This is a genomic window from Paraburkholderia sp. BR10937 (assembly GCF_040965695.1).
Taxonomy (GTDB): Bacteria; Pseudomonadota; Gammaproteobacteria; order Burkholderiales; family Burkholderiaceae; genus Paraburkholderia.
This window is the reverse complement of the sequence record NZ_JBFRCL010000006.1, coordinates 28,202-42,781: the sequence shown is the minus strand read 5'-3', so window position 1 is coordinate 42,781 and position 14,580 is coordinate 28,202. Positions and strand designations below refer to the sequence as shown.

16 protein-coding genes are annotated in these 14,580 nt (G+C 62.8%); 7 read left to right on the top strand and 9 right to left on the bottom strand.

What is annotated here, in order from left to right; translation table 11 throughout:
* Nucleotides 1–71: 71 nt before the first annotated feature.
* Both AB4Y44_RS06945 and AB4Y44_RS06940 read right to left on the bottom strand, forming a co-directional pair.
* Nucleotides 72–1,376 carry an MFS transporter gene (locus tag AB4Y44_RS06945; RefSeq protein ID WP_368699063.1) on the bottom strand — a complete coding sequence of 435 codons (1,305 nt, stop codon included), beginning with the start codon at nucleotides 1,374–1,376 and terminating at the stop codon, nucleotides 72–74.
* Nucleotides 1,373–2,563: a M20 aminoacylase family protein gene (locus AB4Y44_RS06940; protein ID WP_342924513.1), complete on the bottom strand. Its 1,191-nt coding sequence runs from the start codon at nucleotides 2,561–2,563 to the stop codon at nucleotides 1,373–1,375. The genes AB4Y44_RS06945 and AB4Y44_RS06940 overlap by 4 nt, the downstream gene beginning before the upstream one ends.
* A gap of 162 nt (nucleotides 2,564–2,725) precedes the next feature.
* On the opposite strand from AB4Y44_RS06940, the gene AB4Y44_RS06935 reads away from it, so the two are divergent.
* Nucleotides 2,726–3,490, top strand: coding sequence for a carboxymuconolactone decarboxylase family protein (locus tag AB4Y44_RS06935; RefSeq protein WP_368699062.1), 765 nt, complete (start codon nucleotides 2,726–2,728; stop codon nucleotides 3,488–3,490).
* Here AB4Y44_RS06935 and AB4Y44_RS06930 read toward each other — a convergent pair.
* Nucleotides 3,411–3,983, bottom strand: a complete 573-nt coding sequence (locus tag AB4Y44_RS06930) for an SgcJ/EcaC family oxidoreductase (RefSeq protein ID WP_368699061.1) — start codon at nucleotides 3,981–3,983, stop codon at nucleotides 3,411–3,413. The genes AB4Y44_RS06935 and AB4Y44_RS06930 overlap by 80 nt on opposite strands.
* 182 nt (nucleotides 3,984–4,165) lie before the next feature.
* Nucleotides 4,166–5,383 (bottom strand): MFS transporter, encoded by a 1,218-nt coding sequence (locus AB4Y44_RS06925; RefSeq protein ID WP_368699060.1) that lies wholly within the window; start codon nucleotides 5,381–5,383, stop codon nucleotides 4,166–4,168.
* A 90-nt stretch (nucleotides 5,384–5,473) separates the two neighbouring features.
* Here AB4Y44_RS06925 and AB4Y44_RS06920 point away from each other — a divergent pair, with 90 nt between their 5' ends.
* The 4 genes from AB4Y44_RS06920 to AB4Y44_RS06905 all read left to right on the top strand — a co-directional run bounded on the left by AB4Y44_RS06920 (nucleotide 5,474) and on the right by AB4Y44_RS06905 (nucleotide 8,111).
* On the top strand, nucleotides 5,474–5,812 hold the full coding sequence (locus AB4Y44_RS06920) for an ArsR/SmtB family transcription factor (protein ID WP_368699059.1): 339 nt from the start codon (nucleotides 5,474–5,476) through the stop codon (nucleotides 5,810–5,812).
* A gap of 250 nt (nucleotides 5,813–6,062) precedes the next feature.
* Nucleotides 6,063–6,656, top strand: coding sequence for a cytochrome b/b6 domain-containing protein (locus AB4Y44_RS06915; RefSeq protein WP_368699155.1), 594 nt, complete (start codon nucleotides 6,063–6,065; stop codon nucleotides 6,654–6,656).
* A 3-nt stretch (nucleotides 6,657–6,659) separates the two neighbouring features.
* A complete protein-coding gene (locus tag AB4Y44_RS06910) occupies nucleotides 6,660–7,448 on the top strand; it encodes a molybdopterin-dependent oxidoreductase (RefSeq protein WP_368699058.1) in 789 nt (262 codons plus the stop codon).
* A 48-nt stretch (nucleotides 7,449–7,496) separates the two neighbouring features.
* Nucleotides 7,497–8,111 carry a hypothetical protein gene (locus tag AB4Y44_RS06905; RefSeq protein ID WP_342924508.1) on the top strand — a complete coding sequence of 205 codons (615 nt, stop codon included), beginning with the start codon at nucleotides 7,497–7,499 and terminating at the stop codon, nucleotides 8,109–8,111.
* Between the two features lie 142 nt (nucleotides 8,112–8,253).
* Here AB4Y44_RS06905 and AB4Y44_RS06900 read toward each other — a convergent pair whose 3' ends face one another.
* The 4 genes from AB4Y44_RS06900 to AB4Y44_RS06885 form a co-directional block, all read right to left on the bottom strand.
* Nucleotides 8,254–8,715 carry a CHRD domain-containing protein gene (locus AB4Y44_RS06900; protein WP_368699057.1) on the bottom strand — a complete coding sequence of 154 codons (462 nt, stop codon included), beginning with the start codon at nucleotides 8,713–8,715 and terminating at the stop codon, nucleotides 8,254–8,256.
* A gap of 610 nt (nucleotides 8,716–9,325) precedes the next feature.
* Entirely contained in the window at nucleotides 9,326–9,742 is a 417-nt protein-coding gene (locus AB4Y44_RS06895; protein ID WP_368699056.1) for a plastocyanin/azurin family copper-binding protein, read from the bottom strand.
* Nucleotides 9,743–10,011: 269 nt separating this feature from the next.
* A complete protein-coding gene (locus tag AB4Y44_RS06890) occupies nucleotides 10,012–10,599 on the bottom strand; it encodes a YceI family protein (protein ID WP_368699154.1) in 588 nt (195 codons plus the stop codon).
* Nucleotides 10,600–10,678: 79 nt separating this feature from the next.
* Nucleotides 10,679–11,119, bottom strand: a complete 441-nt coding sequence (locus AB4Y44_RS06885) for an anti-sigma factor (protein WP_368699055.1) — start codon at nucleotides 11,117–11,119, stop codon at nucleotides 10,679–10,681.
* Nucleotides 11,120–11,470: 351 nt separating this feature from the next.
* Here AB4Y44_RS06885 and AB4Y44_RS06880 point away from each other — a divergent pair, with 351 nt between their 5' ends.
* On the top strand, nucleotides 11,471–12,424 hold the full coding sequence (locus tag AB4Y44_RS06880; protein WP_368699054.1) for a LysR family transcriptional regulator: 954 nt from the start codon (nucleotides 11,471–11,473) through the stop codon (nucleotides 12,422–12,424).
* Nucleotides 12,425–12,470: 46 nt separating this feature from the next.
* Here the strand turns inward: AB4Y44_RS06880 and AB4Y44_RS06875 are convergent, their stop codons facing one another.
* A complete protein-coding gene (locus AB4Y44_RS06875) occupies nucleotides 12,471–13,178 on the bottom strand; it encodes a GntR family transcriptional regulator (protein ID WP_342924504.1) in 708 nt (235 codons plus the stop codon).
* A gap of 162 nt (nucleotides 13,179–13,340) precedes the next feature.
* On the opposite strand from AB4Y44_RS06875, the gene AB4Y44_RS06870 reads away from it, so the two are divergent.
* On the top strand, nucleotides 13,341–14,558 hold the full coding sequence (locus AB4Y44_RS06870) for an aminotransferase class V-fold PLP-dependent enzyme (RefSeq protein ID WP_342924503.1): 1,218 nt from the start codon (nucleotides 13,341–13,343) through the stop codon (nucleotides 14,556–14,558).
* Nucleotides 14,559–14,580 lie beyond the last annotated feature (22 nt).

Sequence of the window (14,580 nt, the reverse complement as noted above, 5' to 3'; positions counted from 1 at the left end):
CGCGAAGGGCGGGCGACGCAAACTGCGTTCACCCGCCCTTTTTCAAAGCTGCAAGTTTTTCAATCGACCGGTCAGTCGATCTGCTTGTTGCCGGTTTCCTCGAACATCGAAACGGCGATGAGCGAAATCAGCACGCAGCCGATCATGTACCAAGCGGGCGCCATCTTGTTGCCGGTCACATGGATGAGCCAGCCGGCCACGAGCTGGGCCGTACCGCCGAACACCGATACCGCAATCGCGTACGCGCTCGACATATAGCCTGCGCGCAGATGTTTCGGAAAGTTTTCCGGCATCAGCGCGTAAGCGGGTGCGGAGCCCATCGTATAGCAGAGCATGAGCACGACGAGCGCGGCGAGCACGACCGGCAGCGACGGAAAGTGCGTCATGAGCCAGAACGCCGGATAGAGCAGCAGGATCAGCGCGACGCGACCGGTCACCGTGAGCGGCTTGCGGCGTCCCATGCGGTCCGACCACGCGCCGTAGATCGGGCACATCACGAGCGAGATCGTGCTGGACGCCACGCCCGCGAGGATCGACATTTTGGGTGGCAGTCCCAGGTACTGGATGCAGTAGGTCGGCATGTAGTACATCATCACGTACGTCGAAACCGACATGCCCATGATCGCGAAGATCGTGAGAAACCAGTTGCGCACGTACAGGCCGCGCTTCGGGTCGTTGCGGTCCGCGACCACGCGCTGCGCCGGCGGCTCTTCGCGAATGTGCCGGCGCAGATAGATGCCGACCGGCGCGATGAGCGTGCCGAGCAGGAACGGAATGCGCCAGCCCCAGCTATGCATCGTTTCCGCGGAGAGCAGAAAGCCGAGGCTCGCCGCGAGGCCCGAGCCGAGCAGCGCCGCCGCGCCCTGGCTCGCGAGCTGCCAGCTCGCGCGAAAGCCGCGGCTCGCCTGGCCGCCCATTTCGAGGAGGGTGGCGGTGGCCGCGCCGAACTCGCCGCCTTGCGCGAACCCCTGCACGAGGCGGGCGACAACGATCAACAGTGGCGCGGCAAGGCCGATCTGCGCATAGGTGGGCGCCAGACCGATCGACGCGGAACCCACCGCCATCAGCAGGATGGTGAGCGTGAGCGCCGGCTTGCGGCCCGCGCGGTCCGCGTAGCGGCCGAGCACGATGCCGCCGAGCGGGCGCATCACGAAGCCCACGGCGAACACCGCGAACGCGAGCAGGAGCGACGTGACCTGGCTGTCGGCCGGAAAGAACTGATGGCCGATCGTGAGCGCGAAATAGCTATAGACGGTGAAGTCGAAGAATTCGAGCAGGTTGCCGATCACCGCCGCGAGGACGATCTTGCGCTGATAGCCCGGCGAGAGCGTCGCTTCTTCGGCCGCTTCCAGGAGCGGTTCGGTGGCGGCGTTCATGCACGGTCCTTGCTGAGGAAGCGTTCGACGAGGCGCGTCCAGAACGCCGCGCCGACGGTCAGGTTCTCGTCGTTGAAGTCGTAGCGCGCGTTGTGCAGCATCGGCCGGCCTTCGCCATTGCCAAGGCGTACGAAACAACCGGGCCGCTGCTGCAGGTAGTACGCGAAGTCCTCGCTGCCGGCGATCGGCGGGAACGGTGCGATGACGTGCTCCGGCCCGACCAGCTCCTCGGCGACCTGACGTGCGAATTCGGTTTCGGCTTCGCTGTTGATCAGTACCGGATAGCCGCGGATGAATTCGATGTCCACCGTCGCGCCGTAGCTTTGCGCCTGCGCCTGCACGAGCGCGCGGATGCGCGCTTCGAGCGTCGCGCGCACCTCGGGCGAGAACGAGCGCACGCTCATTTCGAGCACGGCGTCTTCGGGAATCACGTTCGGCGCGTGGCCCGAACGGAACGCGCCAACGGTCACGACCGCGGCTTCGTTGGGATCGACGTTGCGCGACACCACCGACTGCAGGGCCATCACGATGCTGCTGCCCACGAGCACCGGATCGACGGCCAGATGCGGGCGCGCGGCATGCCCGCCCTTGCCGTGAACGCGCAGCTTGACGGTGTCGCACGCGGCCATGAGCGGGCCTGCGCGAAAGCCGAACGTGCCGGTGGGCACGCCCGGATGGTTGTGCAGCCCGAAGATGGCTTCGCAGGGGAAACGCTCGAACAGGCCGTCGGCGATCATGCGCTCGGCGCCGCTGTCCGAGCCGGCTTCTTCGGCGGGCTGGAAGATCAGGTGGACGGTGCCGTCGAAATTGCGCGTTCTGGCGAGCTGGCGCGCTGCGCCGAGCAGCACGGTCGTGTGGCCGTCGTGGCCGCACGCGTGCATCTTGCCCGCGTGGACGCTGGCGTAATCGAGGCCGGTCAACTCCTGGATCGGCAGGGCGTCCATGTCGGCGCGCACGCCTACAGTGCGCATGCTCGTGCCCGCCTTGAGCGCCGCCACGACGCCGTGCCCGCCCACATGGCGCGTGACTTCGTAGCCCCAGGACTCGAGCTTGTCGGCGACGAAGCGCGACGTGTCGGCTTCCTCGTACGACAGTTCGGGGTGCTTGTGGAGGTGATGACGGATTTCGTCGAGTTCCGATCGGGCTTCGGCCAGGTCGGCGACTTCGCAGTAGTGATGCTCGCTCACGGGGGACTCCTTTTATTGGAATAGGTTTGGGCACACGCCAAAGGCCGAGTATTGCATCGACGAAAAACTCGACCCATGACGGAAATGCATCGAAAATGTTGACTTTAAGTCAACGATCGATTGTCGCGGCGCAGCAAGACACTGGCCCGCCCGAAGGCGGCCATGCTGGAACAGCCCTTGCCATGCGGTCTGTCCGGAGATCGGCAAGCTCGCACCCACCGTGAAGTCGACATCGCCCGGCAGCGGCGCAAGGATACGTGCTTCGATCGCCGCATGCTCGGCCAGGGTGCCATGTTCGACATGAAGCATCTCACACGTCTGAAGAAGCTCGATGAAAACGCACCCGAAGCCATGAAAAGCTTCTGGGCGTTCGACAAGGCGGCCTTTGAAGAGGGCGCTTTGAGCGCGCAGCAAAAGCAGCTCATCGCGGTTGCGGTCGCGTTGACGACACAGTGCCCCTATTGCATTGAACTGCACACCAAGGCTGCTCGCGACGCCGGCGCGACGCATGCGCAACTTTCCGAAGCCGCGCTTGTGGCGGCGGCGATCCGCGCAGGCGGCGCCATCACCCACGCTTCGCATCTTTTCCGAAGAGTCCCGGATGGCATCGATAGGTCGCTACGAGGAAAATTGCGTGCGCCATTAACTTTAAGATACCTAAGAGAATCGAGGCGCTTATGGATACGTGGAATGCATGGGAGGCAACAGTCGCCGCGGGCGGCCGGTTTCGCCTTCGAATCACATCTGACTCTACGCGCGCCGAGAGTTGCGGTCCAAACGCGCTCAGCGACCATTTCGACGTACGCTAGATGGAATGACCAGGTCGACTGGGACGATGCTCACGACCTCAGTTGGCCACCGGGGCGAGCGTGTTGGCGTCGCGGGCCAGAAGCCAGCGGCCGTCGGGCTGTTTGCGGTATAGGGTGATCCGGTGACCGGCCAGCTCCGTTGCTTCTCCGCCGGCGCGCGGTGTCACAGATAACGAGTCCCGGCACAGGGTGTAGGCGACTTCGCCGACGATCACGACTTCTTCCAACTCGCTGATGCAACGGATTCGGGATTGTTGGTGCGCGGCCGAGAAGCCAACGGGGAATCCTTCCCGGCCGAGCGGTGCCTGGCCCGGAGTGAGAAACACGGCATCGTCCGCCATCAGGGTGAGCAAGCGGACAAGATCGCCGGCGTTGACTGCATCAATCCAGGTCGCGTGCACCTCGCGAATCGCTCGTTCATCAGATCCCATCTGCAACCCCCGCTGGCAAAACAGTTCGATTGCGCGGCAGGCATAGGCGTCTAGCAATAGACCCTTGTCCCGGCCTGTCGAGCCTGGCGCCCAGAGCGTTCCAATTTCAGCGCCTACGATCTCGCTCCGCGTGCTTTCCATTACGAAAGCGTCGCCATCCCTCAAAGTGCTATATGGCATTGGGTGGCGCTCGTTCGAGCAAATCCGCTTTGCTTCATTGCCCGACGAAGTATGAATGCGTTCCCTCCATTGACCCATACCGCGTCGAACTGCGCAAGGGTTGCCGCGCGCATTTGACTCCCGGGAAGCAGCGTCCGCTCATCCGTCGGGCAGCGGCGCAGGTTGGCAGTGCAAACGGTATATCAGGAGGTCACTGCCCGTTCATCACGGAGCGTCGCCGTGAGTATCAGCGCCACGCATGCAAGCGCCGACGCGGTGACAAAAACGTCCTTGAGCGACCCAAACCAGCCTGCGAAGTTGCCCCCCATCACGTTGCCCAATGTCGTTCCCAGACCGAGAAAGACGTTGGCGACACCAAACACCGTAGTTGCCGAGCGAGGGTCCATGGTTTTGCTGATATACGCGGGAATCAGTCCGTAAATCGCATAGAACGAGAGACCGAAACACACGGCGGCCGCTCGCAATTGCCATGCGTCGGAATGGAAAGCGATCAGGAGACCGGAGCCGGCGAGTGCAGTGAAAGAGAATGTGAGCGCAATCCGCACCCCTGCCTTGTCGGCCGCCATGCCCGCCGCAAATCCGCTGAACAGTCCGACCACGCCAATCGTCGACCAGACCTGCCCGATCGTTTCCAGCGAATGCCCCTGTTCGTCGGCCAGAAAGCTCGACAGATAGTTTTGCCACGGCCCGCAAGCCATTCCGCTCAACGCTAGCAGGATCCAGACCGTCAGGTTGGGGCGAGTCACCAGGCGCCACCGGTCGCCCGACGCGTGGCGACTTTCGGCGCGCTTTGGCGCCTTGCGGCTGAAAACCTGTGGAGAGAAGCGGCGCAGCGCAAGCAGTCCCACGAGCGCAATGACGAGCGAGACCGACGCCGCCACAATCCATATCGAGTGCCAGCTGTATTCTGGTAAAAGCCGCGACACCAGAACGCCATTCGCGAACTGCCCATAGGCCGTGCCGCTCGAAACCAGACCATTGACGCGGGACCGGTACCCGAAAGGGACTGTCCCGGAGATGGCGCCGACGCTCGGGACCATCATGAAAGCCGCCGTCGCGCCCAGTCCGGCGAGAACGAGTCCGACCGACATTACGCTCTGGACTTGCGCGAACAGGAGCAAAAGCAAGGCTGCCGCAGCGACGGCGACCACAATGACCTGTCCCTCGCCGAAGCGTGTTGCGAGACGCGGACAAACCAGCGCCGCAACGAGATACGCAGTCTGGGCCCCGCCAGTTACGATGCCAATCGCCGTATAGTCGAACCCGAGACTCTGCCGCATCACTGGCACGACCAGCGCAAAAAGATAGAGCCCAAAACCGAACACGACCGCCACGAACAGCGTGAAGACGACGGCAACGCTGATCGTGCGCACGATTGACTGAGTGCTTGTGGAAGTCATTGCGTCCGTCGCCATAATCGACCTATATCGATAAATGCCTATATAGATAGAGTACAATATAGATTGGTCCCGTCAAGGAAAATATGAGCAATGCCGAATATGGACAACCCCGATGAGAGCCCGCTGCAGGGCGCGCTGCATGCACTCTCGAATCGCCACCGGCTGACGATCCTCATCTGGCTTACCGAGCCGGAAAAGCACTTTCCACCGCAGCGGGACGCGGACCTCGTGAAGGACGGGGTGTGTGTCAGTTTCATCACGGAGAAAACAGGCCTGAGTCAACCCACTGTCACTACGCATATGCAGGCGCTGGCAGCGGCAGACCTCGTGACTTCGAAGAAAATCAAAAACTGGGTGTACTACAAGCCCAATCGCGAGGCGGTCGAGCGCTTGCTCGACGACCTGGATCGCGCGCTACGTCCCGCTTGACCGATTCGCTGCCTTCACTCACGGAGTCGCCGGACGCGTCGAGCTTTGGCAGGCGCCCGGCGGATCACGCGGGTCGTCGTCGAAGGCGCCTTTGAGCGCCGACTCGCTTCGTTGGATTTCCGTAAGGAGAAATTTCCCGGCAGCAGTGGAATAGGGATGCACGTGCGTGGTTTACCCAACAGCACGGTGCGACCACGGAACGATCGAGTCGGGTCCGGTCGTCAACGAACAACTTCCACGAAGCCTGCAAATGAGCCGAACGATAATTCAGCCTCTCTGGGTCCGCACGACACACTGGATCAATGCCGTGGCGGTCGTGCTGATGGTGACAAGCGGCTGGCAGATATACGACGCCTCGCCCATCTTCGCGCGACTGAAATTTCCCGCAAGCATGACCTTGGGCGGCTGGCTGGGTGGCGCCTTGCAGTGGCACTTCGCGATCATGTGGCTGCTGGTCGCGAACTATCTTGCATACCTGTCCCTGAACGTCCTTTCAAAGCGTCTGTGGAGGAAACTTCTCCCGATTCGTTTCAGTGCCGTAGCCCGGGAGCTTGCCGCCGCGATGCGCGGCAAGCTGGGGCACGAGGATCTTGCTCGCTACAACGCTGTTCAAAAGCTGGCGTATGTGGTGACGATCGTGGACATCGCGATCGTGATCCTTTCGGGGTTGGCGGTCTGGAAAGCGGTTCAGTTGCCTCTGTTGCGAACGCTGATGGGTGGATACGACAACGCGCGTGTCGTCCATTTTTTCTCGATGAGCATTCTCGTCGCGTTTTTCGTCGTGCACGTCGTCATGGTCGCGTTCGTGCCGCGCTCACTGCTCCTGATGATACGCGGACGGTAAACGATGATGCGCCCACGCAAAAAACAAGCCAATGCGTTTCTCGTCTCGAACGCGGATTCGATCATCAAGGACGTGCGCAGTGAATTGAAGAGTCCCGCGCGCAGACTGCTCGGCAGACAGATACTCACGCTCGGCGGCATTGCCATGCTCTCGGGCTGCGATCTCTCGAACGACAAGTCGGTGAATACCGCGCTGCGCAAGATGTCGTTCTTCAACGACCGCGTGCAGGCGCTGCTGTTCGATCCAAACAAGATGGCACCGACGTATCCGGCGTCGATGATCACGCGGCCTTTTCCCTTCAACGCGTTCTACGACATCGACGACGTGCCGGAAGTCGACGCCGCGACTTATCGGCTGCAGGTGGGGGGACTCGCGAACGGCACGCGCACATGGACGCTCGACGAACTTCGAGCGCTACCACAGGAAAGCCAGATCACGCGCCATATCTGCATCGAGGGTTGGAGCGCCATTGGCCATTGGGGTGGGGTGCGTTTCTCCGATTTTCTCCGCCGCGCGGGCGCCGACACGACAGCGAAGTACGTCGCGCTCCATTGCGCCGACAACTATTGGACCAGTATTGATATGCCGACAGCTCTGCACGCGCAAACGTTGCTTACGCTGACCTACGACGGCGATGTGCTGCCGCCCAAATACGGCTTTCCGATGAAGCTGCGCATGCCGACCAAACTCGGCTACAAGAATCCGAAGCATATCGTCGCAATCATGCTGACGAACGAGTATCCCGGTGGTTATTGGGAGAACCAGGGCTATAACTGGTTCGGCGGTTCCTGAAGTGCAATTGATTCCTTCCTCAACGCATATCCGCTACATGGAGCATTCATGACCATTCGACTGAAAGCTGGAGCGGCCATTGCCGCAATGACGATAGCCGGCAGCGTGCTGGCGCAGACTGCTGACACCAGGCCGGTACGTATTCGTGGCAATATCGTTTCTCTCGACGGCGATGTGCTCAAGGTCCATCGACGCAGTGGCGACACGGTCTCAATCGCCCTCGAGACAAATGTTCCAGTGTCGTCCGTCAAAGCGATGCAACTGTCCGACATCAAGCCGGGTACGTTCGTCGGCACAGCCGCGACGACGGGCACTGATGGCAAGCTGACGGCGACCGAAGTCGTCGTCTTTCCCGAAGCCGCACGCGGCACAGGGGAAGGTCACTACGCGTGGGACCTCGGTCCGAACAGCACGATGACCAATGCGAATGTTGATACTGTCGTGCAGGGCACGGAAGGTCGCAATCTGAAGCTGTCGTACAAGGGCGGCAGCAATGAGATTACGGTGCCTCCGAATGTCCCGATCGTCACCTTCATGCCGGCTGCGCGCTCCGATCTGGCGCCAGGCAAGCAAGTCTTCGTGGTTGCGAAACCAGCGTCACAGGGTACGTATGCCGCGCAGCGCCTGGTGGTCGAAAAGAACGGGGTCGTCCCACCAATGTAAGAGAAAGCGTGCGGATTTCCCGGGAGTTCTCCGGCAATCACGATCGACGCGCCGTACCGGGGTGCGGACCCCATCCTGGTCCGGCGCGTGGCGTCCTCTCTTCCCTCGCGCCGCTGGCGCGCGTTTCGCCATCCCACAGCGGTTACTGCTTCGGCGGCACGACCTGACCGCGGATCTCGCCGTCCGGGTGGTCTTTCGTGTGGACATTGATGTAGAGATCGCCCGCGAAGAATTCCTTTGCCTGATCTGGCGTCAGCGTACTCTCGCCCTTGAGAGGGCCCTCAATGGGGGTGCTGGTGCTACCCACTTTCGTCAGCCAGACGACCGCTTTGCCATTCTTACCCGCTGGTCCGACGTGGAAGTGCGCCATCGTTACCGGACTCGAGAGGTCGTTGTACGTTACGTTCCAGGTGACCTGACGCGTGTCGGGGTCGTAAGTGAGCCTGGCGTCTCCTGTGCCCCTGGTTTGTACGGAAGGCACCTGCTCCGATCCATTGAGCGGTACGGAGAATGACACGGGCGCGGCAAGCGCCACGCCGACGGCTCCGGCGCATGTGATGCCGGCAAGTATGGGAATGGCCCGCCGCGACTGGAATGCACTCATCTGCTATCTCCTTTCGGCTACCCTCAGCCGGACGCCTGGCCATGCAACGCCATCTAACACGAGGGATCAGCATTCAAAGGTGGGTCGTTGCCGGGAGCAGTGCCACAGGGTTACGTTGCGGATCACGCGGAGAGCCCGGCGACGTGCTGCGCATTACCGCCTGCCGCGCTCAGTAACCGCCGCCTGAGGAATTGGTCGAAGTGCTTGACGCGCCATTGCCGCCTTGATTCATATCGCCGCTCGCGGCTACGGATCCAGAAACCGCGGCCAATCCGAGGCAAACGAGACATGCAAGAACCATCCGAAGCCGCTTCATGATGATTTCCTCCTGGGGAAGCTCGCTGGAAATCGCGCTGAGGGGCATCCAGCGAGGCATTAGCCGCGCAATGGCCGACGACGCCGAACGTCGCATGCGGTGCGGACGCGTCACGCGGCTCATCGCAAACGCAGGCGCCTGCATAGCTATAAACGCGGTGCACCGACGCCTTATTCCTCGTGCGCAACAATGATGCCCGTTTGGTCGAGGCGCCGCGCCAACGCGGATATATTGCCGCCGTCAGCGCATGGCTCTTTTGCCGCCTTTCGAGCTTTTTCTGACTCACAGGGTGATCTACGGCGCCACGACAAGTGCCGTATGCATGCCCGCTGCATAGTGTCCCGGCTTGTTGCAGATTAGCGCGTAGTGGCCGGGCGCGAGCTTGAACGACACGCGCTTGCTCTTGCCCGGTGCGATGTCTTCGACTTCGCCGATCTTTTTCAGCTTGCGTTCCAGCACCAGTCCCTTGCTGACGGGGAGTGCGTCGTCCGCGAGATCCGTCTTGAGCACGACGAGTTCGTGTTCCATGTTGTTGTCCGCAGCATTCCTGACTTCGAGCGTGATGCGACCCGCCTTCACGTTGTGCGTCCCGAGCTGGATCGAATTCGATAACAGTGTCGCGTTGACGGTTTGCTCCGCCCAGCTGGCATGCGATGTCATCCCGAGTGCGATCACGCTGGCGAGGATGGTGATTCCGTAAGTGGCAGACATGGCGGCCTCCTTTGCATCGGCATATCACGTCTGCCTCGCGTCGGGCGCCTGGCGCATGCCATTCGTTGCGCACGCAATGGCCCCTGCCTGTGAGATGGCATGAACGTTTTCTGCAGCGCGATACGTGCAGTAAACGTGCGTGGCGGGAGGCCTATTCCAGCAGCCCGTCGTCACATCGCGCTCTTTGCCGTACACGTCGCCGCGGTCGCGATGCCCGACAAGGCCTGGGTCATGACGGGACTCCGCGGGTGAAACGGCAGCGAGACGGTTCAAGGATCCGCGCGTTCCTGCACAAATTCGGCGTGGATCCTCAAGTGCACCTCGTCCCCGACAGCGCGCGACCACTTCGACATTCCGAACGCCGCCCGGCTGAAGCGGCCGTCGGCGAAAAAAACCAGCGTTCGGCGGGCGCCCGGCGGATCGCGCGGGTCTTCGTCGAACGCCACGGCGAGCGTGACCGGACACGTCGTCGCGCGGATCGTCAGATCGCCCGTCAAGAGGCCGGTCAATGTACCGGTTCGGACAAAGCGGGTGCTCACGAAGCGAATGGCCGGAAAATGCGCCACGTCCAGCATGTCGCCGCCTTCGACGAATCTGGCGACAAACGGGGTATTCGATTCGAGGCTTGTCGCGTCGATCGTCACCATGACGCGGCCCACGGCAAAGCCCTGGAATCCTTCAAGCTGGGCACCTATGCGGCTGAAGCGCATCGTGAGGTTCGAGTGCCAGATGTTCGCGACATCGAACGTGACACCCGAGCGGCCTGGATCGAGTCGATACTGTGCCAGCGGCGCGGACGTGTCGATCGAGTCGGCACGGACCCCGGCGACTGCGCAGGCAGCGCAGACGCCGAACATCACGATCGCGCCAACGCGCGCTTTGAGACGATGCATGGCCGCGCCTCGTCGACGGATGGGGCTGCGATAGGGCACGCTTCTACCTCCACGGTTCGGGATGCCCGCCAGGCTCGCTGCAGACGTCGACAGCGATCTTGCGCAATTGACCCTCCGCCATCCGCCCGGAAAGCGCGCAGCCCATGTGGTCGTTTGCCCAGCTGAACGTGCGGCGATCGCCTTCGCGCAGAACGTGGATCGCCGTTTCGCGTTGCGAGGCCGGGCTCACGTAAAGCGCAAGCCGCGCGCCAGCCCCGTCCTCGTACATGAATTGCGCGGCTGGCCCGGCTGCGCCCGGCAGCCGCCGCCCGCCCGGCAGTGCATAGCCGTACTCCCGCAGCGACGGCACGGAGAGCGGACGATTCAGGCGCTGCGAGAGCCAGTCGACGATCGCCCCCTCACGCGCGGCCGTCACCTCGACCGGATGACGCCGCTCAGGCGCGTAGACCACGTAAGCGAGGTCGGCCTGCCCGGCGATTGTCATCTGCGCCGACGGCGGCGCAACAGGCGACGTAGCTACGCCTGCAAGCCCTGCGAGCGCAGTTCCGGCGGCGAGCGCGCTGATGGCGAAAGGCGTTCGATGCCGCTGAGGTGCTGAGGACAACGGGAAAACGTTCCGCACGCGCCCCTTATTCCGCGGTTCGTGAAGGCGAGGTGAAGCACGATAAAGACCACCGCTGCTGTCACCGCGGCGGGCATGGTGCCTATGGTTGGCTTGACACCTTTGCGGAAATAAAAATTTATGTGCGGTAACACAGAAATGGTTTATTGAGACTGCTGGACAACATTCTTGAATCGCGAGATCAAGGACAGCGCGCGCGGAAGGAGCAATGGAATGCGGGGAAAGGCAGATTGGGAAGATGCGGTGCGAGACGCGATCGACGATATCGGCGAGCGGCCGCTGCGCTATCTGGCCGAAATTGCGGCGGCAGGAGGCGTGCGCATGGCCGCGGAGGCGCTGGGCATCAACGCGTCGGTCATCAGCCGGCAGGTGGCGGCGCTGGAGCGGCGGCTGCGCTTTCCGCTGATCGAGCGGCGCGGGCGCAGCGTGGCCGTGACCGAGATCGGTCAGGTGCTCGTGGACCACTATCGCGACGGGCAACGGCGCCAGCGCGATCTGGCCGCGCGCCTGGAGGAGTATCGGCACCTGCGGCGCGGCCGCGTGGCGCTGGGTGTGGGCGAGGGCTTCATCGGCAATCTGATCGCGCGGGCGCTGCAGCGCTTTTCGATGACGTACCCCGACATTCTCGTGGAGATCCGCTCCGGGCCGACGCCGGTCGTGTTGTCGCTCGTGCGCGACGACGTCGTCGACATCGGCCTGTGCACGCGCACCTCCGATGACCCTGCCATGCGCATACATCCCTTCGCGTCGCGGCCGCTCTGTGCGCTCGTCGCGCCCTCGCACCGCTTTGCGAAGCTGCAGAAGGTGGCGCCCGCCGAACTCGCCAGCGAGCGCCTGATCTTCATGACCGAGTCGTTCGGTGTGCAGCACTTCGTGCAGTCGCTGTTCGACGACGCGCGTCTGAACGTGATGCCGGCGTATCGCGTGGACCTGTTCAACACGGCGCAGACGCTCGCAGCCGCCGGGCTTGGCGTGGCGTTCATGTCGTCGATCACGGCACGCCGCGGCATCGATCTGGGCGAGCTGGTGGCCGTGCCGATCGATCATCCGATTGCGGCGGGCTTTTCGAGCCAGATGGTCACGCGCGTGGGCCGCAGGCTCTCGCCCGCCGCCGATCACCTGAGGAAGCAGCTGGCGCAGAGTTTTCTGGAGTCGGCAGCGAAGTAGTCGAAAGACGTTGCGCGCGCAACGCATCGGGATGCCAGCCGCCAGCCTATTCCTGCACCGGCGGCGTGTCCCCGATCCGCAACACCGCATCGCGTTTGGCGAGCAAATGCTGCCGCAGTATCGCGGCGAGCCGTTTGCCGTCGCGCGCGTCGAGCGCCTCCAGCATCTCGCCGTGCTCGTGGATCGCGCGATCCCACTTGGGGGTTTCGAAGTTCGAGCGAAATCGCAGCGCCTGCAAACGGCGATTCACCGCGATATACGTTTGCCGCAACGCCGAATTGCGCGCCGCTTCGTTGATCTTGTCGTGAATCGCCTGATTGCGGCTGTAGTAGCCGGCCAGATCGTTCTGCGCGCGGCAGGCGAGCATGGCGTAGTGCAGCGCCTTGATCTCGGCGATCTCGGCCGCGGTGATCCGCTCGCAAGCCAGCTCGCCTGAAAACGCTTCGAGCCCGCTCATGAGTTCGAAGGTCTCGCGCAGCTCCGCCTCCGACATCTTCGAGACCGAGGCGCCGCGATTCGGCGAAATCTCGATCAGCCCTTCGGACGCGAGCACCTTCAGCGCCTCGCGCAGCGGCGTGCGCGAAATGCCCAGCGTTTCGCACAGCTCGCGTTCGTTGAGCTTGCGGCCGGCCTCGAGCACGCCTTCCACGATGAACCGCCGCAGATGATCGACGACGGTGTCATGGAGTTGCTGGCGCGGAATGGGCGGCAGTTCCGGGCTGATCGCAGAGGGGTTCAGGTTCGGGTTTTGCATGCAAAAGGCATTTCCATCGATTTCCAGCGAATTCTAGCCCAAGGACAGGACCCCAAAGAAGTAACGCGTGATTGGGGTAAACCACGTCAGAATTCTCTGTCTACACGTGAGCTGGCTGGATTATAGTTTTTTGAATGCAAAATTCAAAACAGGAGCGATTGCATGTTGAAGCTCGATTTCCATCCCGCTGGTCGCCACTTCCTGCAGATTCCGGGGCCGAGCCCGGTGCCCGATCGCATCCTGCGCGCGATGAGCTATCCGACCATCGACCATCGCGGCCCCGAGTTCGGCGTGCTCGGGCTCAAGGTGCTCGATGGCATCAAGAAGATCTTCAAGACGCAGCAGCCGGTGGTGATCTATCCGGCTTCCGGCACCGGCGCGTGGGAAGCCGCGCTTGCCAACACGCTGAGCCCCGGCGACACGGTGCTGATGTATGAAACGGGCCATTTCGCGACGTTATGGAAGCAGATGGCCGAGCGACTCGGCTTGAAGCCCGAATTTCTCGGCTTGCCTGGCATCGAGGGCTGGCGGCGCGGCGTGCAGGCCGACATGATCGAAAAGCGTCTGCGCGAGGACGCGCAGCACGGCATCAAGGCGGTGTGCGTGGTGCACAACGAGACCTCGACCGGCGTGACCTCGGACATCGCCGCGGTGCGCCGCGCGATCGACGCCGCGGGCCACCCGGCGCTGCTGCTCGTGGACACGATTTCCGGTCTCGCCAGCGCCGACTATCGGCATGACGAATGGGGCGTGGACGTGACCGTCTCCGGCTCGCAGAAGGGTCTCATGCTGCCGCCGGGCATCAGCTTCAACGCCGTTTCGGCGAAGGCGCTGGCCGCGAGCGAGCATGCGAAGCTGCCGCGCAGCTTCTGGGGCTGGGCCGAGATCATCGAGATGAACAAGAGCGGGTACTGGCCGTACACGCCCAACACGAACCTGCTCTACGGCCTGTCCGAAGCGCTCGACATGCTGCAGGACGAAGGGCTCGACAACGTGTTCGCGCGGCATCAGCGGCTGGGCGAGGCGTGCCGGCGCGCCGTGCGCGCGTGGGGCCTCGAGATCCAGTGCGTCGATCCCGCCGTCTACAGTCCCGTGCTCACGGGCGTGATGATGCCCGAAGGTGTCGATGCGGATGCGGTGCGCAAGATCATCTACGAGCGCTTCGATCTTTCGCTCGGCACAGGCCTTGGCAAGGTCAAGGGGCGCATGTTCCGTATCGGGCATCTGGGCGACTGCAACGATCTCACGCTGCTGGCGGCCCTGGCCGGCTGCGAGATGGGCCTGCGCATTGCGGGCGTGCCCTTGAAGGACAGCGGCTTGCCCGCCGCAATGGAATATCTCGCGGCGCAACCCAACGTGGTGTCGCTGAAAGCCGCCTGACGAGGCGCGTTTGCCCATCCCG